We start from the raw sequence: 20,910 nt of genomic DNA on the forward strand, positions 1-20,910 counted from the left end.
CGGTCGGCACTTCGTGGGCACCCGTCACGAGGTGCCGAGTTCGTTGTCGATCAGCGCGAACAGCTCGTCGTCGCTGGTCACGTCCAGGGCGCTGACCAGCTCTTCCACCGCTTCCACCGGCACCAGCCCGGCCACAAGGTGATCGGCGATGGCGCCTGCCGTGGGGTGGTCGAACAGCAGCGTCGCGGGCAGCCGCAGGCCGGTCGCGGAGGCGAGCCGGTTGCGCAGCTCGACGGCGGTCAGCGAGTCGAACCCGAGGTCCAGCAGGCCCTTGCCCGCCGGGACCGCCGTGCCCGGCGCGCCCAGCACCGTGCCGACCTGGACGCGCACCAGGTCCAGCACCGCGCGACGACGCCGTTCGGGCGTCAGCGGCCGCAACCGGTCGGCCAGACCGGCGCTGTCCTGCCCCGCCGCGGTGGCCGTCCGGCGCGTGGCCGGGACGATCCCGCGCAGGAACGCGGGCACGTCCTGGCCCGCCAGCGCCGCGGTGTCCAGCCGCAGCGGCGCCACGACCGGCAGGTCGGCCGCGACGGCCCGGTCGAACAGCGCCAGCCCCTCGGCGACGGTGAACGGGACGATGCCGCCGCGCGCGATGCGGCGCAGGTCACCCGCGGTGAGCTGCCCGCTCATGCCGCGCTCGGTGGCCCACAGGCCCCACTCGATCGACAGCGCGGGCAGTCCGCTGGCCCGCCGCCGGTGGGCCAGCGCGTCCAGGAACGCGTTGCCCGCCGCGTAGTTGCCCTGCGCCGCCCCGCCGAAGGCCGCGGCGATCGACGAGAACAGGACGAACCGGGCGGGGTGGCGGGACGCGGTCAGCTCGTGCAGGTGCACGGCGGCGTCGACCTTCGGTCGCAGCGCGGTCGCCACCTGCTCGTCGGTGAGGGTTTCCAGCAGGCCGTCCGCGACCACGCCCGCGCAGTGCACGACCCCGGCCAGCGGCCGGTCGTCCGGCAGGCCGTCCACGAGCGCGGCCAGCGCCGTCCGGTCGGTGATGTCGCAGGCGACGATCCGGACGTCCGCGTCGAGCACGGCCAGGTCGGCCGCGCAGTCGGCGGCGGGACCGCTGCGGCTCGCCAGCACCAGGTGCCGAACGCCGTGGACGGTCACCAGGTGGCGGGCCACCTCGGCGCCGATCCCGCCCGTGCCGCCGGTGATGAGCACGGTGCCGGTGGTGTCCCAGTCCGCGTCGGCGGTGGTGTCCTCGGAGCGGGTCCACCGGCCGGCGCGCACGACACCGCCGCGCAGCACCAGTTGCGGTTCGCCACTGGCCACGGCGCCTGCCAGCGCCCCGGCCGAGTCGGGGTGGTCGTCGGTGTCGACGAGCACGAAACGGCCGGGGTGTTCGGTCTGCGCGGTGCGCACCAGGCCCCACACCGCCGCGTGCACGAGGTCCGGCACGTCGTCGTCCGGCTCGGCCGCGATCGCGCCGTGGGTGACGAGCACCAGCCGGGTGTCGGGCCGGTCGGCCAGCCGGTTCCGCAGCAGCGCCAACGTCCTGGTGGTCGCGGCGTGCACGGCGGCGGGGAGGTCGGCGGGGTCGGCGATCCGGGGCAGGTCCACCACGTCCGCGTCGACCTGGTCGGGGGCGCCGCCCTGGACCTCCTGCCACACCATCCGGTACAGCGGGTCGAGCACGACGGCGGGGCGCACCCGGTCGGCCGACACGGGCCGCAGCACGAGCGAGTCGACGGTGGCGACCGGCAGGCCTGCGGCGTCGGCCACGTGCACCGCCACCGAGTCCCGGCCGTTGGGCACGAGCCGCAGCCGCACCGACCCCGCGCCGGAAGCGTGCACCTGGACGCCGCTGAGCGCGAACGGCAGCCACCCGCCGTCCCGGCCCGCGAGGACGCTGAAGGCGAGCGAGTGCAGCGCGCTGTCCAGCAGCGCCGGGTGCAGCGCGAACGCCGCCGCCTCCGGTAGGCGCTCCTCCGGCAGCCGGGCTTCGGCGAACACCTCGTCCCCGCGCCGCCAGACCGCGCTCAGCCCGCGGAAGGCGGGCCCGTAGGCGAACCCGCCCGCGTCGAGCCGGTCGTACAGGTCGGCGACGTCCACCGGCTCGGCGCCGGGCGGCGGCCACTCGGTGAGGTCGACGGCCTCGACGGGCACCTCGGCGGTGAGCACCGCGCTGGCGTGCCGCGTCCACGGCCCACCGGGTGTGGCGCGGGCGTGCACGGTGAGCGTGCGCTGACCTGCGGCGTCGGGCGCGGCCACGGTCAGGCGCAGGTCGGCCCCGCCGGACGCGGGCAGGGTCAGCGGCGCTTCCAGGGTCAGTTCCGCCACGCGGGGGCAGCCGGTCTCGTCGCCCGCACGGACGGCCAGTTCCAGGAACGCCGTCGCCGGGAACACGGCGGTGCCGAACACCCCGTGGTCGGCCAGCCACGGCTGCGCGGCCGTGCCGACACGGGCGGAGAACAGGTGACCGCCGGTCTCGGGCAGTTCCGTTCCCGCGCCCAGCAGCGGGTGGTCGACCGCGTCGAGCCCGACCGCGACCGCGCCACCCGCTCCGGGCGGCGCGTCCAGCCAGTAGCGGCGGCGCTGGAACGCGTAGGTGGGCAGGTCGACGCGGCGGCCGGGCAGCGCGGCCCAGTCGACCGGGACCCCCCTGGCGTGGACGCGGGCCAGCGCGGTCACGGCGGACCGCTCCTCCGGCACCCGCCGGTCCAGCACGGTGATGGCGGCCCGGTCGGTGTCGTCGACGGGCAGGGACTCCGGGACCAGCGCGGTGAGCTGGGCGTCCGGCCCGAGTTCGAGGAACGTCGTGACGCCCTCGCGGACCAGCGCGGCGACGCCGTCGGCGAACCGGACGGCCCGCCGGGCGTGCTCCACCCAGTAGCCGGGGGTCGCGATGTCCTCGGTCGTGGTGCCGGTGACGTTGGAGACGATCGGCAGCACGGGCGCGTGCAGGGTCAGGCCCTCCGCGACCTCGCGGAACGCGGCGAGCACCGGGTCCAGGTGCGCCGAGTGGAAGGCGTGGCTGGTGCGCAGCCGCTTGACGCGGCGGCCGAGTCCGCTGAAGTGCGCGGCGACGGCCAGCACCTCGGTCTCGTCACCGGACACGACCACGGAGGTGGGGCCGTTCACCGCGGCGATGTCCACGGCGGCCCCGTGCGCGACCACCTCGTCCTCGGTCGCCCGCAGCGACACCATGAGCCCGTCGGCACGGGCGGACTGCATCAACCGCCCCCGTGCCGCGACCAGCACCGCCGCGTCGGGGAGCGAGAACACGCCCGCCACGTGCGCGGCGGCGAGTTCGCCGATGGAGTGGCCCATCAGGAAGTCCGGTCGGACGCCCCAGTGCTCCAGCAGCCGGAAGAGTGCGGTCTCGACGGCGAACAGCGCGGGCTGGGTGTACTCCGTGCGGTCCAGCAGCGTCGGGTCCTGGTCGAACACGACGTCCCGCAACGGCCGGTCCAGCAGCGGTTCGAACGCCGCGCACACGGCGTCGAACGCGTCGGCGTAGGCGGGGAACGCGGCGTACAGCCCGACGCCCATGCCCGGCCGCTGGCTGCCCTGGCCGGGGAACAGGAACGCGGTGCGGCCCGTGCGGGCCGCCACGGCCCGCACGCCGTCCCAGTCGTCGCCCTGCTCGGCGAGCGCGGCCAACCGGTCGAGCAGTTCGGTGCCGTCGTCGCCGACGACGACCGCGCGGTGTTCCAGCGCGGCACGGGTGGTGGCCAGCGAGAACCCGATGTCGGCCGGGACGGCGTCCCGCTCGGCCAGCGCGTCCCGCAGCCGGGCGGCCTGGGCCCGCAGCGCTTCCGGGCTGTGCGCGGACAGCGGCCACGGGACCGTCCTGGGCTCGGCGAGCCGCTCCGGCTCCTCGGCCGGCGCGGGAGCCTGCTCGATGATGGTGTGCGCGTTGGTGCCGCTCACGCCGAAGCCGGACACGCCTGCCCGACGCGGTCGGTCCATGGCGGGCCACGGGGTCCGCTCGGACACCACCCGCACGGACCCGGCGGTCCAGTCCACGTGCGGGCTGGGCGCGTCGAAGTGCAGCGTCGCGGGCACCACGCCGTGGCGCAGCGCGAGCACGACCTTGAAGATGCCCGCCATGCCCGCGGCGGCCTGGGTGTGGCCGATGTTGGACTTCACCGAGCCCAGCAGCACGGGGGTTTCGCGGTCCCGGCCGTAGGTGGACAGCAGCGCCTGCGCCTCGATGGGGTCGCCCAGCTTCGTGCCGGTGCCGTGCGCCTCGACGACGTCCACGCCGTCCGCGGTGATGCCGGCGTCCGCGAGCGCGGCCCGGATGACCCGCTGCTGCGACGGCCCGTTCGGCGCGGTCAAGCCGTTGGACGCGCCGTCCTGGTTGACCGCCGTCCCGCGCACGACCGCGAGGACGGGGTGGCCGTTGCGGCGGGCGTCGGACAGGCGTTCCACCAGGACCAGGCCGATGCCCTCGCCCCACGCGGTGCCGTCGGCGCTCGCGGAGAACGGCTTGCACCGGCTGTCGGTGGCGAGCCCGGCCTGCCTGCTGAACTCGACGAACGTGGTGGGCGTCGCCATGATCGTCGCCCCGCCGACCAGTGCGAGCGACGACTCGCCGGACCTCAGGGAGCGCACGGCCATGTGCAGCGCGACCAGCGACGACGAGCACGCGGTGTCCACCGTGACGGCCGGTCCTTCGAGGCCGAGCACGTAGGAGACGCGGCCGGAGGCGACGCTGCCCGCGCTGCCGATCCCGAGGTAGCCCTCGTACTCCTCGGCGGGTTCGGTCAGGCGTGACCCGTACTCGTGGTGGCTGGAGCCGATGTAGACGCCCGTGTCGCTGCCGCGAAGCGAGGTCGGGTCGATGCCCGCGCGTTCCAACGCCTCCCACGCGGTCTCCAGCAGGAGCCGCTGCTGCGGGTCGATGGTCAGCGCCTCGCGGGGCGAGATGCCGAAGAACGCCGGGTCGAAGTCGGCGGCGTCGTGCAGGAACCCGCCCTGCCGCGCGGACGTCTGGCCCGCGCGGTCGCCGAACAGGCCGCCCAGGTCCCAGCCGCGGTTGGTCGGGAAGTCGGAGATGGCGTCGGTGCCGCTGTCGAGCAGGTCCCAGAACTCCTCCGGGGTGCTGACGCCGCCGGGGAAGCGGCAGCTCATCGCCACGATCGCGATCGGGTCGTCGGCCGGTGCCTCGCGCGCCACCGGCGCGGCGGCGGGTTCGTCGTCCCCGACCAGCCCGGCCCGCAGGTGGGCGACGAGCGCCTCCACCGACGGGTGGTCGAACACCAGCGTCACCGACAGCGGCACGCCGGTCCGTTCGGCCAGCCGGTTGCGCAGCTCCACGGCGGTCACGGAGTCGAAGCCGAGGTCCTGGAAGGCGCGGTGCACGTCGATTGCCTTGGGGTCGGCGTGACCGAGTACGTCGGCGACGGTGTCGCGCACCAGGTCCAGCAGCAGCCGGTCCCGTTCGGCGGCGGCCACGGCGGTCAGCGCGGGTCGCACGGCGTCCGGCACGACCGCCTCGGGCAGGTCGGCGAACATCCGGGTCGGGCGGGCCGTGGTGTACACGTGGGCGTAGCGCTGCCAGTCGAAGTCGCCGATCACCACGCGGGTGTCGCCCAGCGTGAGGGACCGCCGCAGCGCGGCCAGCGCGCGGTCCGGCGGCATGGCGGGCAGGCCGTCGCGGGCGATCCGCTCACCGACCGCGCCACCGGCCAGTCCGTCCGCCGCCCACAGCCCCCACGCCGCGGAGGTGGCCGGGAGACCGGCCGCCCGCCGCTGCTCGGCGAGACCGTCGAGGTAGGCGTTGGCCGCCGCGTAGACGGCTTGGCCCGCGCCGCCGAGGGTGGCGGCGAGCGAGGAGAACAGCACGAACGCGGACAGGTCGAGGTGCAGGGTCAGCTCGTGCAGGTTCCGGGCTCCCGCGACCTTGGGCCGCAGCACGCCGCGGGCCCGGTCGGGGGTGATCGCGCCGACGACCGAGTCGTCCAGGACACCGGCCAGGTGGAACACGGCGGTCAGCGGGGCGTCGGCCGGGACGGCGGCGAGCACCTCGGCCAGCCGGTCGCGGTCGGCGGCGTCGCAGGCCACGACCGTGACTCGCGCACCGCGGTCTTCCAGGTCCCGCACCAGGTCTTCGGGCGCGTGCCCGCCGCGGCTCGTGAGCAGCAGGTGCCGGGCGCCCAGGTCGGCCAGCCAGCGGGCGACGTGGCCGCCGAGCGCTCCCGTGCCGCCGGTGACGAGCACCGTGCCGTCGGACCGCCACGCCGTGCCGCCCGAGCCCGAGGCCGCGCGGTGCAGCCGTCGACCGAACGCGCCGGACGCGCGCACGGCGACCTGGTCCTCGCCGTCCGCGTCCGCGAGCACCGCCGCGACCCGTCCGGCGGCCCTGGCGTCCACGTCGGCCGGGAGGTCGACCAGTCCCGCCCACCGGCTCGGGTTCTCCACGCCCGCCACGACGCCGAGACCCCAGAGCATCGCCTGGGCCGGATCGGTGGCCGCACCCTGCGTGGCCCACCACAGTGGCGCGGCGATCCCCGCGTCGGCGACGGCCTGGATCACCGCGACGGCGCGCAGCAGGCCGGTCTCGGCCTCGGGGTGGTCGAGCGAGCACAGCGAGAGCACGCCGACGGGCGCGCTCTCGGCGGTGGCCAGCCGGATGCGGTCGGCCGCGGTGGTCCGGTCGTCGCCGACCTCCACGGTCACCACGGACGCGCCCCGGTCGCGCAGGGCGTCGAGCAGCACGGTCGGCGGGTCGCACTCGGGGAGCAGCACGAGCCAGGTCCCCGACAGGCGCCGGGATCCGAGGGTCAGCGGCTGCCAGCCGGTGCGGTAGCGCCAGGCGTCCACGGCGGTCTGCTCGCGGCCCGCCCGGTACCACTCGGACAGCGCGGGCAGGGCGGGACGCAGCGGGTCCAGTTCCGCGGGCAGGCCCTCGCCGCTGGTGACGGCGTCCCAGAAGTGGCGCTCCACTTCGGACTGACCGGACGCCTTGGCCACGGCGGGCGGCAGCCAGTACCGCTCGCGCTGGAAGGCGTAGGTGGGCAGCGGCACCACGCGGCCGTTCGGCAGGGCGGACGGCCAGTCCACCCGGCCGCCGCGGACGTGCAGGGCGGTCAGGGACGTGAGCAGCCGGACCGCTCCCCCGTCGTCCCGGCGCAGGGAACCGACCGCCGCCACCGACTCGCCCGCGTGTTCGGCGATCTCCTCCACGTTCGTCAGCAGCGCCGGGTGGGCGCTGCACTCGACGAACGTGCGGTGCCCGTCGGCGAGCAGCGACCGCGTGGCGGTCAGGAAGTCCACCGGGCGGCGCAGGTTGTCGTACCAGTACTGGGCGTTCAGGCCCGTGGTGTCGAAGAGGCCGCCGGTCACGGTCGAGTAGAACGGCACCTGGGCCGCGCGGGGCCGGATCCCGGCCAGCGCGGTCAGCAGTTCTTCGTGCAGGGACTCGACCTGCGGCGAGTGCGCGGCGAAGTCGACGCCGGGCACGATCCACCGCCACACGCCGTCCTGCGCCAGCGCCGCGCCGAACTCCTCCAGCGAGGCCACGTCACCCGCGACGGTCACCGCGGCTTGGCCGTTCACCGCGGCCACCGACAGGCTCGGCCACGGCGCGAGCCTGTCCAGCACCTCGGCACGCGGCCGGAGGACGAACATCATGCCGCCGGTGCCGATCGTCGCCCGCAGCGCACGGCTGCGCAGCGCCACGACGGTGACGGCGTCGGCCAGCGTCAGCGCGCCCGCGACGCAGGCCGCTGCGACCTCGCCCTGCGAGTGCCCGACCACCGCGTCCGGCCGCACACCGAGCGACCGCCACAGCGCGGCCAGCGAGACCATGACCGAGAACAGCGCCGGTTGCACGACGTCGACCCGGTCCAGGCCCGGCCCGTCGCCGCGCAGCACGTCGAGCACGGACCAGTCCACGTGCGCGCGGAACGCCTCGTCGCACTCGCGCAGCCGGTCGGCGAACACCGGGTAGCGCTCGGCCAGCTCCAGTCCCATGCCCAACCACTCGACGCCTTGGCCGGGGAACACGAACGCGGTCCTGCCCCGCTTGCCCACGGCACCGCGGACCACACCGGTCGCGGACTTGTCCGCGACCAGCGCCCGCAGCCCGGCCGTGAGGCTCTCGGCGTCCTCGCCGATTACGGCGGCGCGGTGGTCGAACGCGGTCCGCGCGGTCGCCAACGACCGCGCCACGTCGACCGGGTCGCCGTCCACCGCCAGCAGCCGCGAAGCCTGGTCCCGCAGCGCTTCCGGGGTGCGCGCGGACAGCAGCCACGCCACCGGACCCGACTCCGCGGGTACGGCGGGTGCCTCCGGAGCGGGCTGTTCCAGGATCACGTGCGCGTTGGTGCCGCTGAGCCCGAACGCCGACACCCCTGCCCGTCGGGGCCGCCCGCCGGTCTCCCACGGTCGGGTCTCGGTGGCCAGTTCGACCGGCGCGGACGCCCAGTCCACGAACGGCGACGGGGTGCCGACGTGCAGCGTGCGCGGCAGGACGCCGTGCTCGAACGCCAGCACCACCTTGATCACCCCGGCCAGGCCGGACGCGGCCTGGGTGTGGCCGATGTTCGACTTCACCGAGCCGAGCAGCAGCGGACGGCCGGGCTCGCGGCCCTGGCCGTAGACCGCCTGCACCGCCTGGGCCTCGATCGGGTCGCCGAGCCGGGTGCCGGTGCCGTGCGCCTCCACGACGTCCACCTCGGACGCCGCGAGTCCCGCCCCGGCCAGCGCCTGGCGGAGGACGCGCTGCTGCGCGGTGCCGCTGGGCGCGGTGAGCCCGTTGCTGGCGCCGTCCTGGTTGACCGCGCTCGACCGCAGCACGGCCAGCACCCGGCGGCCCGCCGCGCGGGCGGTCGACAGCCGTTCCAGCAGCACGAAACCGGCGCCTTCGCCGATGCCGAACCCGTCGGCGCCCTCGGCGAACGCCTTCGACCGGCCGTCGACGGCCAGCGCGCGCTGCCTGCTGTAGGTGCCGAACGCGAGCGGCGCGCCCATGACCGTGACACCACCGGCCAGCGCCAGCGTGCACTCACCGCCGCGCAGCGACCGCGCGGCCAGGTGCAGGGCGACCAGTCCGGACGAGCACGCGGTGTCCACGGTGATCGCCGGCCCCTCCAGCCCGAACGTGTAGGACACCCGGCCGGACAGCACGCTGGTGGAGATGCCCGCGACGATGTGGGTCTCGACGGTCGGGTCGGCCTTGGCCGGGTCGCCGCCGTAACCCTGGTAGGCCGCGCCGACGAACACGCCGACCGGTGCGCCGCGCAGCCCGTCGGTCGGGACGCCCGCCCGTTCGAACGACTCCCACGCCAGTTCCAGCGCCAGCCGCTGCTGCGGGTCCATGGCCAGCGCCTCGCGGGGCGAGATGCCGAAGAAGCCGGGGTCGAAGCGGTCGGCGTCGTGCAGGAAGTACCCGCCGCGCACGTAGCTGTGGCCTGCTCGGTCCGGGTCGGGGTCGTAGCTGCCCTCGACGTCCCAGCCGCGGTCCAGCGGCAGGTCCGTGTAGGCGTCGCGGCCGTCGGCCATCAGCCGCCAGAAGTCCTCTGGGCTCTGGACGTCACCGGGGAACCGGCAGGCCATGCCCACGATGACGATCGGGTCGTCGTCGGCAACGGCCACCGCGGGCAGCACGGTGTCGTCCTGGCCGCCGAACAGCTTCTCGACCAGGTGCTTGGCCAGCGCGGTCACGCTGGAGTGGTCGAACACGACGGTCACCGGCAGCGGCAGCCCGGTCACGGTGGCCAGGCGGTCGCGCATGGCCACGGCGGTCAGCGAGTCGAAGCCCAGGTCGCGGAACGCGCGGCCGTCGGCGATCTCGTCCGGCGAGTCGTACCCGAGCACGCCCGCGGTCTGGTCGCGGACGAGGTCCGCCAGAGCGTTGAGCCGGTCGGCCGCGGACAGGCCGCGCAGCCGGTCGCGCAGCAGGGCCGCGACGTCGTTGCCGTCGTCGGGTTCCTCGTCCTGGCCGCCCAGGGCGCGCCGCACCTCGGGCAGGTCGGCGATCAGCGGGCTGGGGCGCGCGGAGGTGAACACCGGCGCGAACCGGGTCCAGTCCACCGCGGCGCAGATGGTCAGGGCGTCGTCGCCAGCGAGGATGCGACCGAGGCCGTCGAGCGCGGTGGCCGGGTCCATGAACGGGATGCCCTGGGCCAGCAGCCGGTCCTCGGCGAGGTCGGCGGCCATGCCTCCGCCCTCGGCGGGGTCCCAGATGCCCCAGGCGATCGAGGTCGCCGCCAGGCCACGGCCGCGGCGGTGCTCGGCGAGCCCGTCGAGGAAGGCGTTGGACGCGGCGTAGGCGCCGTGCACGGCACTGCCCCACACGCCGGAGATGGAGGAGAACAGCACGAAGTCGGTGACGTCGGCGCCGAACTCCGCGTCCAGGTTGACCGCGCCCGCCACCTTGGCCCGCGCGGTGGCGGCGAACTCGGCCACGTCGGTGTCGGCCAGTGCGACCAGCTCGCCGGACGCGGCGGCGTGCAGCACGGTGCCGATGTGGTGGCCGTCGGCCAGCAGGCCCGCGACCGCGTCGCGCAGCGCGTCGGCGTCGGCGACGTCGCAGGCCACGGCGGTGATCTCGGTGCCGAGCGCGGCGGCGCGCCCGACAAGGTCGGCCGGTGCGACACCGCCCCGGCTCATCAGCACCACGCGGTCCGCGCCGCGCCCGGCCAGCCACTCGGCGAGCTGGACCCCGATGCCGCCCGTACCCCCGGTGATCAGCGTGGTGCCCGTGGGTCGCCACGCCGTGTCCGCGGGCAGTGCCGTCCGCACCAGCCGCCGCACCGACAGGCCGTTCGCGCGGACCGCGATCTGGTCCTCCGGGCCCGCTCCGGTGAGGGCTCGGGCCAGCAGCGGCGCCGTCGAGGAGTCGAGGGCCGCGGGCAGGTCGACGAGACCGCCCCAGCGGCCGGGGTGTTCGAGGGCCGCGACCCGACCGAGCCCCCAGGCGACCTGCTGGGCCGGACTCGTCACCGGGTCGTCGGCGCCGGTCGTCACGGCGCCTCGGGTGACGCACCAGAGCGGGGCGGTCCCGTCGAGCGCCTGGACCAGGTCGAGCGTGCTCGCGACGCCGCTGGGCAGGAACGGGTGATCGGGGTGCGGGCGTTCGTCCAAGGCGAGCAGGGACAGCACACCGGTGGCGTCGGCGAGCGCTTCGCGGTCGATCGCGGTGATCGTCACCGCCTCGGGTCCCACGGCTTCGAGGACGGCGGCAAGCACGTCGGCGTCCAGGTCCGGCGGTGTGACGACGAGCCACCGGCCGTCGAGCGGAGCGTCCTCCCTGACCGCGAGCGGGGTCCAGGCGACGGCGTAGCCCCAGTCGTCGAGGCCGTTCACCGAATCGTCCACGGTGGACTTCATCGGGAGCCAGTAGCGCTTGCGCTGGAACGGGTAGGTGGGCAGGTCCGGCGTGCGCACGGCACCCGCCGGCAGCACGGCGGCCCAGTCGACGGCCACCCCGGCGGTCCACGCGTGGCCGAGGGCGAGCGCCCACGTGCCCGGCCCGCCCTGGTCGCGGCGCAGCGTGGGGATGACAGCGATGTCAGCGCCTGCCTGCTCGGCGGTGTCGTGCACGGCGAGGGTGAGCACGGGGTGGGCGCTGGGCTCGACGAACACGCCGAACCCGTCCCCCACCAGCGTCCGCACGACGTCGGCGAGCCGCACCCGTTGCCGCAGGTTGCGGTACCAGTAGTCGGCGTTCGCGGAAGCGTCGCGGACCCAGTCGCCGGTCACCGTCGAGCACCACGGCACCTCCGGCGCCACCGCGGCGACGTCCCGCAGGACCTCCGCCAGCTCGTCGCGGATCTCCTCCACCACGGCGGAGTGCGAGGCGTAGTCCACCGCGATCCGCCGCACGCTCGTCGAGCCGCACCGGGCGATGAACTCCTCCAGTGCGGCGGTGTCCCCGGACACGACGATCGCGCCGGGCCCGTTGACCGCCGCGACGGACACGCCGTCACCGAGGAGCGCTTCGACCTCGGCCAGTGGGGCGGCCACCGACACCATGCCGCCACGACCGGCCAACTTGCCGATCGCCTTGCTGCGCAACGCGACGACCCGAGCACCGTCCTCAAGGGACAACGCACCCGCCACCACAGCCGCCGCGATCTCACCCTGCGAATGGCCCACCAGGGCCGACGGCTCGACACCCGCCGAACGCCACAGGTGAGCCAGCGACACCATCACGGCCCACAGCACCGGCTGCACGACATCCACCCGCAACAACAGGGCTTCATCCGCCAACGCTTCACGCAACGACCAGTCCACGAACGGCCGCAAAGCCTCTTCGCACTCGGTCATCCGCTCCGCGAAGACCGGCGAGGACGCCAACAGCTCGACACCCATGCCGACCCACTGCGACCCCTGACCGGGGAACACGAACACCACCCGGCCATCCGACTTCACCGGCCCGGTGCCGAGCACAGCGCCGTCGGTGGGCAGGCCGCCGTCGGCGAGGACGTCCAGCCGTGCGGCGAAATCACCCGTCTCACGCCCGACCATGACGGCCCGGTGCTCCCAGGCGGACCTGCTCGCCGCCAACGACGCGGCCACGTCCGCGGGCCGCACGTCACCGTGCCCGCTCAGCCAGGACGACAGCCCGGCGGCCTGCGCCCGGAGCGCCGCGCCGGAACGAGCCGACAGCACCCACGGCACCACACCGTCGACCTCGACGACTTCAGGGGACTCGACCGGCGGTGCTTCTTCGAGGATCACGTGCGCGTTGGTGCCGCTGATGCCGAACGCCGACACGCCCGCTCGGCGGGGCCGGTCGGACGCGGGCCAGTCGCGGGCCTCCGACAGCAGCCGGACCTCGCCCACGGACCAGTCCACGAACGGCGAGGGCTCCTCGGCGTGCAGGGTGCGCGGCAGCAGTTCGTGCCGCAGGGCCTGCACCATCTTGATCACACCGCCGATGCCCGCCGCGGCGGACGTGTGGCCGATGTTGGACTTCAGCGACCCGAGCCACAGTGGACGGTCGGCGTCGCGGTGGGCGCCGTACTCCGCCAGCAGCGCCCCGGCTTCGATCGGGTCGCCGAGCCGGGTGCCGGTGCCGTGCGCTTCCACGGCGTCCACGTCGATCGGCGCGAGGTCGGCGGCGGCCAGCGCGTCGCGGATGACCTCGCGCTGCGCGGTGGCGTTCGGGGCGGACAGGCCGTTGCTGGCGCCGTCCTGGTTGACCGCGCTCGACCGCAGCACCGCGAGGACGCGGCGACCGTTGCGCACGGCGTCGGACAGCCGTTCCAGCAGCACGATCCCGACGCCCTCGGACCAGCCGGTGCCGTCGGCGCCCGCGCCGAACGCCTTGCAGCGCCCGTCCGGGGCGAGGCCGCCCTGCTGGCTGAACGACACGAAGGGGTCGGGCACGGGCATGACCGTCACGCCGCCCGCGATGGCCAGTGAGCAGTCGCCCGCGCGCAGCGCGCGGGACGCGAGGTGCAGTGCCACCAGCGACGACGAGCAGGCCGTGTTCACGGTGACCGCGGGGCCGCGCAGCCCGAGCGTGTAGGCGACCCGGCCGGACACGACGCTGGTGTGCGTCCCGGTGTCCAGGAACCCCTCCGCGCCAGGGGGTACGTCGAACGCGGACGAGCCGTAGCCGTTGTCGATGGCGCCGACGAACACGCCGGTTCGGCTGTCGCGCAACGAACTCGGCGCGATCCCGGCCCGTTCCACGGCTTCCCACGAGGTTTCCAGCACCAGCCGCTGCTGAGGGTCCATCGCCAGTGCCTCGTTCGGGGACACGCCGAAGAACCCGGCGTCGAAGTCGCCCGCGTCGTCGAGGAAACCGCCTTCGCGGCAGAAGGTCTTGCCCGGCACCGGTGCTCCCGGCCGGTACAGGTCGGCGGTGTTCCAGCCGCGGTCCTCCGGCCACTCGGCGACGGCGTCGCGTCCTTCGACGAGCAGGTCCCACAGGTCTTCCGGCGAGCGCACCCCACCGGGGTAGCGGCAGCTCATCGCGACGATCGCGATCGGCTCGCCCGCCTTGGCCTCCAGGTCCTTCACCTGGGCGCGGGCGTCGGCCAACTCCCCGACCGCGCGGCGCAGGTACCCGAGCAGCTTCTCGTCCTGGGCCATGTGATCAGACCGTCCCGAAGTGGTCGCCCGCGCGCCGTGACCCGTGCCAGAACATTGGTTACCCCGTCTTCGACTTCCGCGCAGAACTCGGCGGCCCTCCCGGACCCAGCCCAAGCTAAGAAGCGCGCATAGCGCGGAAATATCGCCCTTCACCAGCGACAACGCGCTGAGCGGCTGCGCTATCGGGACGATAGTGCCGATACCCGATCATCACGTCCGAGGTCACCCGAACGACCGGGCCACCGCGCGGACGTCCGGCCGTGACGATCCGGCACGGGCCGCCTCGGGGACCGGTCCGGGAGGAATCGCATGAGCACGCAGGAAACGACGCCGCAGTACCCCGTCGGCGACACCAGCCGACTGAGCGCGGACCCGTGGTACCGCGAAGCCCGTGATGAGGCGCCGGTGGCGAAGGTGCGGATGCCCTACGGCGGTGAGGCGTGGCTGGCCGTGCGGCACTCGTCGGTGCGGACGGCCCAGTCGGACCCCCGGTTCAGCCGGGCGGCGTCGGCCGAGCTGGGCGAGGAGGCGCCGCGCATGGTGCCGGGCACGCCGCCCGTCGGGTCGGTGCTGACCATGGACGGCCCCGACCACACCAGGGTGCGGCGGTTCATGGCCAAGGCGTTCACGGTGCGGCGCATCGAGAAGCTGCGCCCGCGGGTGCAGGAGATCGTCGACGGGCTGCTGGACGAGATGGTCGCGCACGGCTCGCCCGCCGACCTGAAGAAGTTCGTCGCGGAGCCGCTGCCGGTGATGGTGATCTGCGAGGTGCTGGGCGTCCCGGTGGCCGAGCGCGCCGATTTCCGCGTGCTCACCGAGACGATCATGTCCGGGGTGTTCACCTCGGACGAGGCGCAGGCGTCGATCGCCCAGTTCCTGGGCTACCTCAACGGTTTGGTCGCCGCCAAGCGCGCGGAGCCGGGTGAGGACGTGCTCAGCACGCTCGTCACGGCGGTGGACGGCGAGGACCGGCTCAGCGAGATCGAGCTGGCGTCGCTCGCGGTCGCGCTGCTGGTCGGCGGGCACGAGACGATCCTCAACACCGTCCTCAACTTCACCTACACGCTGCTCACCACGCCGGACGAGCTGGCGAAGCTGCGCGACCGCCCGGAGCTGATCAACCAGGCGGTGGAGGAGCTGCTGCGGCACGTCCCGATCAACTCCGGTGGCGCGTTCGGCACGGTCGCGCGGGAGGACGTGGAGTTCGGCGACGTGACCGTGCGGGCGGGTGAGACCCTGGTGGCCGACATCGCCTCGGCCAACCGCGACGCGGACGTGTTCCCGGACGCGGACGTGCTGGACCTGGACCGGAAGAACATCCAGCACCTGACGTTCGGGTTCGGGCCGCACCACTGCATCGGCGCGCAACTGGCCCGCCTCGACCTCCAGGTCACCCTCGGCACGCTGCTGCGCCGCTTCCCGGAGCTGCGGCTCGCCGTGGAGCCGGAGGACGTCAAGTGGCGCGAGGGCGTGCTGATCCGCGGGGTGGAAGCACTTCCCGTGGCGTGGTGAGCGTTTGGCGTAACATCGGTTCGACGACCCGTCCAGCGCAGTCGGAGGTGATCACGGTGCACCCGCTCTCATGACAGCCCCAGCCAGGGGCGTCACGGAGCCGAAAGGCGACCGTATGAGCAGGACCGACAAGACCCGGCCCCTGTGGGTGCAGGTGGCGGACGAGCGCATGGTGACCTGCGTTCCGGTGCACGACCACCGGTACGGGCCGTGCACGCTGCCGGACGAGATCACCGTCGACAGCACGTCCATGAACAGGCGTCCGAGCGGCTGCCACTGGACCGGCAACTACCACCACCTGTTCAACCTGAACAACGGGTGCCGCTCGTGCACGGACTACTACTTCCGCCGTGAGGACCGCCGTCGCAGCCGCCACGAGGCGCGTCGTGAACTGCGGGGCTACCGCGGCGAGGACTGAGAGCGACGAGGGCGGGGCCGCCGGTGGCGGCCCCGCCCTTTCCCGTCACCAGGTGATGGGCAGTTCCACGACGCTGCGCATGAACGTGCCGGTGCGCCACTTCAGCTCTTCCTCGGGGACGGCGACGCGCAGGTCCGGGAAGCGCTCCAGCAGCGTTTCCAGCGCCACCTGCATCTCCATCCGCGCCAGTGCCGCGCCGAGGCAGTGGTGGGGGCCGTGGCCGAACCCGACGTGCGGGCCGGGGTGCCGGGTCAGGTCCAGTTCGTCGGCCTGTTCGAACACGTCCTCGTCGCGGTTGGCCGAGCCGAGCGACGCCACCACCGGTTCCCCCGCGCGAACCAGCACGCCGCCGACCTGGACGTCGACCAGGGCGTAGCGGGCCAGGACGGGGCCGAGGCCGAGCGGGATGTACCGCATCAGCTCCTCGACGGCCTGCGGCACCAGCGCCGGGTCCGCCCGCAGCCGCGCCAGCTCCTCCGGGTGGCGCAGGAGGGTGTAGACGAAGTTGGGGATCTGGCTGGTGATGTTCTCGTGCCCGGCGCCGAGCAGCACGATCGCCAGGCTGAGGATCTCGTCGGCGGTGAACCGGTCGTCCTGGTCGCGCGCCAGCACGAGGCCGCTGAGCAGGTCGTCGGCGGGTTCCTCCTGGCGCTGCCGCAGCAGTGCCGACATGTACTGGACCAGGCTGCCCAGGCGCTGCTGGGTCTCCGCCTCGCTCAGGGTGGTCGCCGACGCGAACACCTCGGACCAGTCGAGGAACTGGTGCTGGTCGGCCACGGGCACGCCGAGCATCGTGCAGATCATCGTGACGGGCAGCGGGGACGCGAAGTTCTCGATGAGGTCGACCGGCGAGCCGTGCTCGACCATCCGGTCCACCAGGTCGTTCGCGACCTGCTGGGCCTTGGGGCGCAACCGTTCCACGTTGCGGTGGGTGAACGCCTTGCCCGCGAGCCTGCGGACGCGGGAGTGCTCCGGCGGGTCCATCGACAGGATCACGCCGGGGCCGACGGTCTGCGGTGACGTGCGCGGCTCCTTGAGACCCGCCGCCGCTGCCGCGGCCCGGCTGAAGCGCTGGTCCCCCAACACGAGCCGCACGTCCTCGTGGCGGGTGGCGAGCCAACCCTCCTCGCCGTAGGGCATCGTGACCCGGACCAGGTCCCGGCCCGCTCGCGACCGCGCGTAGCGCTCGTCCAGTTCCAGGTCTTCGGCGCGGTTGAACGGGTAGCCGACCGGCTCGGCCTGAGTGCTGTCCACGGTGTCCTCTCCCGGTGCTCGCCGGGTGACCCGGCCCTGCCTGCCGGTCGGGAAGGCTAGCCAGGCGCCATAGCGCGGCCCTAGCGGACGGCGGCGCTATCCGGACGATAGCGGCGGCACCCGACCATGACCGCCGAGAACCCGGTCCAGGTGCGAGGAGGTCCCGTGACGGCAGCGGCACGCGAGGAGGCCCAACCACTCGTCGTCGTCGGCGCGGGCGTGATGGGCACCGGCATCACCACGCTCGCGCTCGCGCACGGCGTTCCCGTGACGCTGGTGGACGTGGACCGCGCGGTCCTGGACCGGGCCGAGGTCACCGTCGCGCACAGCCTGCGGACCGCGGCGCTGCTCGGCGCGACCCCGCCGGACACCGCGCCCGGCCCGCTCACCACGACCACGTCCCTGTCCGACGCCCTCTCCGGCCCGGCCCCGGTGGTCGTCGTCGAGGCCGTCGTCGAGGACCCGGCCACGAAAGCCGCCGTGCTGGCCCAGGTCTCCGCGACCGTGTCGGCAGGCACCCCGATCATCTCCAACACCTCGTCCATCCCCATCGACGAGCTGGCGGCCTCCGTGACCCGTCCGGCGGACCTGCTGGGCACGCACTTCATGAACCCGGCCTACCTGATCACCACCGTCGAGGTCGTCCCCGGCCCGCGCACCGCGGCGGACGTGGTCGCGGCGGCGAAGAAGTTCCTGGGCGAACTGCGCCGCACGCCCATCGTCGTCCGCGACTCACCGGGTTTCGTCACCAGCAGGCTGCTGCACCCGATGATCAACGACGCCGCCCGCCTGGTGCAGGAGGGCGTGGCGTCCGCCGAGGACGTCGACGCGCTCATGCGCGGCTGCCTCGGCCACCCCACCGGCCCGCTGCGCACCGCCGACCTGATCGGCATCGACAACCTCGTCGACGCGTTGGACGTGCTGCACCGCCGCGTGGGCGACGACCGCAGCCGCCCGTGCGACCTGCTGCTGGCGAAGGTCCGCGACGGTCACCACGGCCGCAAGAGCGGTCGCGGTTTCTACGACTACGAAGAGGCGCACCCATGACGGTCTCGGCCACCCCGGACACCATCGAGCAGGAGCTGATCGACTTCCTGGAGACCCGCACGAAGGCCGACTGGACCCCCACCCGCGACCTGTTCGGCGAAGGTGGGCTGTCGTCGCTGTTCGCGATGGAACTGGTGGTGCACCTGGAACAGCGCTACGGCGTGGCCATCTCCGGGGCGAACCTGAAACTGGCGAACTTCCGCACGGTGAAGGCCATGGTGGAGCTGGTGGTCCGGCTGCGCGACGGCGCCTGAGGACGCCGGACACCCGTCAACGCATCAGGCCGGTGGTACGCGACCACCGGCCTGATGCGTTGACCACGACCTGCCTGCACTCAGCCCGGCCAACCGATCGAGTCGAGGAACTCCTCCGCGGCGACGACGACTCGACTGAGCACCTCGATCGAGCCGGTTGGTGAGCCGGGTACGCCCATGTTGTGGTCCGCACCCGCCACCTCCACGACGTGCGGTGACAGCCTGCGAGCCAGCGAGCCGTCCCACCACTCGTCAGCGGTGCCGCCGACCAGCAGGAACGGGACGCTCGCCCGGCTCAACGCGGCCGCCACCCACGCCTCGGTCAGCAACGGCGTGAGCCACAGCGCCGGCAACGAGCGCTCCGCGGCCACTGCCGCCGCGACGGTGCCCAGCGATTTGCCGATCAGCAACGGCTTCCCGCCGACGACGTCGAGCACCGCGGTGACCTCACCCCGCACCCACTCCCCGACCTGCGGACCCCACGGCATCGGCGGCTTCCCGGACCATACGTGCCGGTGCACAGTCGCGCCACGTCGCCCGGCCACCTCACCCACGTGCGTGGTCAGTGGTGTCGTCGGCCCGGACCTCCCTCCTGGGAACACCACGGCGTCGGCCACACCGACGACCGTAAGCCACTCCTGTGCTCGGGCGCTGCCGTGAGCGCCCGAGCACGTCACCCGGTCTTGCGGCGCACCAACGTCAAGCCGTCCGCCACGGGCAGCAGGACGATGTCCACCGACTGGTCGTCGCGGATCAGGGCATTGGCCTTGCGCACGCCCTCGGTGTCCGGGTCGGTCACCGAGGGGTCGGCGACGCGGCCGAAGAACAGCGTGTTGTCCAGCACCACCAACCCTCCGGGGCGCACCAGGCGCACCGCTCGCTCGTAGTAGGCGGGGTACCCGGCCTTGTCGGCGTCGACGAACACCAGGTCGAACCCGTCCGCCTCACCGGCTGCCAGCAGCTCGTCCATCGTGGACTCGGCGGGGCCGACGCGCAGGTCGATCAGGTCCGCCACCCCGGCCCGCCGCCAGAACGGGACGCCGATGTCGGCCCAGCGGGCGGTGATGTCGCAGGTCACCAGCCGACCGTCGGACGGCAGCGCCCTGGCGAGGCACAGCGTGCTGTACCCGGTGTAGGTGCCCAGTTCCAGGACCGACCTGGCACCCAGCAGGCTCACCAGCAGTCCCAGGAACTGCCCCTCCTCCGGCATCACCTGCAACGAGCGGCCGCCCGGCAGTTCCGCCGTCTCCTCCCGCAGTTCGCGGAGGACCTCGTCCTCCCGCAACGACATCTCGCGCACGTACTCGGCCAGCGCAACCGAGACGTCCACCTGCTCAGCCATGGGCCACCTCCAGGTCGACCGCGTCGAGCGTCACTACCGGCGACACCGGTCGCGGTTCGGGCAGCAGGTGCAGGCGTTGCACACCGTCGACGGCGACGGGTCCCAGCGGGAGGAGGCACCCGCAGGCCTCGTCGTCGAACCCGGCGAAGCGGTAGGCGATGTCCATCATGCGGTTGCGGTCGGTCGGTCGGAAGTCGGCCGCCAGGTGCACGCCTGCGCGCGCGGCGCGGTCGACGATCCAGTTGAGCAGGGTGCTGCCCGCGCCGAACGCGACCACCCGGCAGGAGGTGGCGAGCAGTTTCAGGTGCCACACGTCGGACCCGCGGCGCAGCAGGACGATCCCGACCGCGCCGTGCGGACCGAACCGGTCGGACATGCCTACCACCAGCACCTCGTGCTCCGGGTCGGACATCAGCCCGCGCAGCGCGTCGTCGTCGTAGGGCACGCCGGTCGCGTTCATCTGGCTGGTGCGCAGCGTCAACTCCGCCGCGCGGGCCAGTTCCCGCTCGGTGGCGCGGACGACGGTCATGCGCAGGTCCAGGGTGCGGAGGAAGTCCTCGTCGGGGCCGGTGAAGCCCTCCCGCTCGGCGTCGCGGCGGAACCCGGCCTGGTACATCCTCCGGCGTCGCGCCGAGTCCTCGGTGACCACCGGCGGGCTGAACTCGGCCAGCCCCACCAGGTCCGCCGCCCGCTCGGCCGGGTAGCAGCGCACCTCGGGCAGGTGGAAGGCGACCTCGGCGCGTTCGGTGGGCTGGTCGTCCACGAACGCGATGGTGGACTCGGCGAAGTTCAGCCGTTCCGCGATGGCCCGCACGGACGCGGACTTCGGTCCCCAGCCGATGTGCGGCAGGACGAAGTACTCGGCCAGCCCGACCTGTTCGAGCCGCGCCCACGCGAGGTCGTGGTCGTTCTTGCTGGCCACCGACTGGAGGACGCCGCGGGCGTCCAGTTCGGCGACCACCCGCCGGACCTCCTCCGGCACGACCACGTCGTCGCCCTCGGCGAGGGTGCCCCGCCACAGCGTGTTGTCGAGGTCCCACACCAGGCACTTCACGATCACCCGATCGTCTGTCATGCCGCTCCGT

The 20,910-nt window shown here is 73.9% G+C and carries 8 protein-coding genes and 1 pseudogene; 4 read left to right on the top strand and 5 right to left on the bottom strand.

Annotated features, from left to right (window positions below):
• Positions 1–24 precede the first annotated feature (24 nt).
• Positions 25–13,980 (bottom strand): annotated as a pseudogene (locus NZH93_RS42280) (type I polyketide synthase); the annotation flags it as partial.
• Between the two features lie 327 nt (positions 13,981–14,307).
• Between NZH93_RS42280 and NZH93_RS42295 the strand changes: the two are divergent.
• Together NZH93_RS42295 and NZH93_RS42300 are read left to right on the top strand one after the other, a co-directional pair.
• Entirely contained in the window at positions 14,308–15,510 is a 1,203-nt protein-coding gene (locus tag NZH93_RS42295; RefSeq protein WP_259628967.1) for a cytochrome P450, read from the top strand.
• A 115-nt stretch (positions 15,511–15,625) separates the two neighbouring features.
• A complete protein-coding gene (locus NZH93_RS42300; protein ID WP_259628968.1) occupies positions 15,626–15,928 on the top strand; it encodes a hypothetical protein in 303 nt (100 codons plus the stop codon).
• 45 nt (positions 15,929–15,973) lie between these two features.
• On the opposite strand, the gene NZH93_RS42305 is transcribed toward NZH93_RS42300, so the two are convergent.
• A complete protein-coding gene (locus NZH93_RS42305) occupies positions 15,974–17,182 on the bottom strand; it encodes a cytochrome P450 (RefSeq protein ID WP_259628969.1) in 1,209 nt (402 codons plus the stop codon).
• Positions 17,183–17,347: 165 nt separating this feature from the next.
• Between NZH93_RS42305 and NZH93_RS42310 the strand changes: the two genes are divergently transcribed.
• The gene (locus NZH93_RS42310; RefSeq protein ID WP_259628970.1) at positions 17,348–18,229 is read left to right on the top strand and encodes a 3-hydroxyacyl-CoA dehydrogenase family protein; all 882 of its coding nucleotides are present in this window, start codon (positions 17,348–17,350) and stop codon (positions 18,227–18,229) included.
• Positions 18,226–18,483, top strand: a complete 258-nt coding sequence (locus NZH93_RS42315) for an acyl carrier protein (RefSeq protein WP_259628971.1) — start codon at positions 18,226–18,228, stop codon at positions 18,481–18,483. Before NZH93_RS42310 ends, NZH93_RS42315 begins: the two co-directional genes overlap by 4 nt.
• 80 nt (positions 18,484–18,563) lie before the next feature.
• Here NZH93_RS42315 and NZH93_RS42320 read toward each other — a convergent pair whose 3' ends face one another.
• From NZH93_RS42320 to NZH93_RS42330, 3 genes are all read right to left on the bottom strand, one after another.
• On the bottom strand, positions 18,564–18,971 hold the full coding sequence (locus tag NZH93_RS42320) for an alpha/beta fold hydrolase (RefSeq protein WP_259628972.1): 408 nt from the start codon (positions 18,969–18,971) through the stop codon (positions 18,564–18,566).
• Positions 18,972–19,156: 185 nt separating this feature from the next.
• Positions 19,157–19,825, bottom strand: a complete 669-nt coding sequence (locus NZH93_RS42325) for an O-methyltransferase (RefSeq protein ID WP_259628973.1) — start codon at positions 19,823–19,825, stop codon at positions 19,157–19,159.
• A complete protein-coding gene (locus tag NZH93_RS42330; protein ID WP_259628974.1) occupies positions 19,818–20,900 on the bottom strand; it encodes an HAD-IIIC family phosphatase in 1,083 nt (360 codons plus the stop codon). The genes NZH93_RS42325 and NZH93_RS42330 overlap by 8 nt, the downstream gene beginning before the upstream one ends.
• Positions 20,901–20,910 lie beyond the last annotated feature (10 nt).

It is taken from the genome of Umezawaea endophytica (genome assembly GCF_025061645.1).
Taxonomy (GTDB): Bacteria; Actinomycetota; Actinomycetes; order Mycobacteriales; family Pseudonocardiaceae; genus Umezawaea; species Umezawaea endophytica.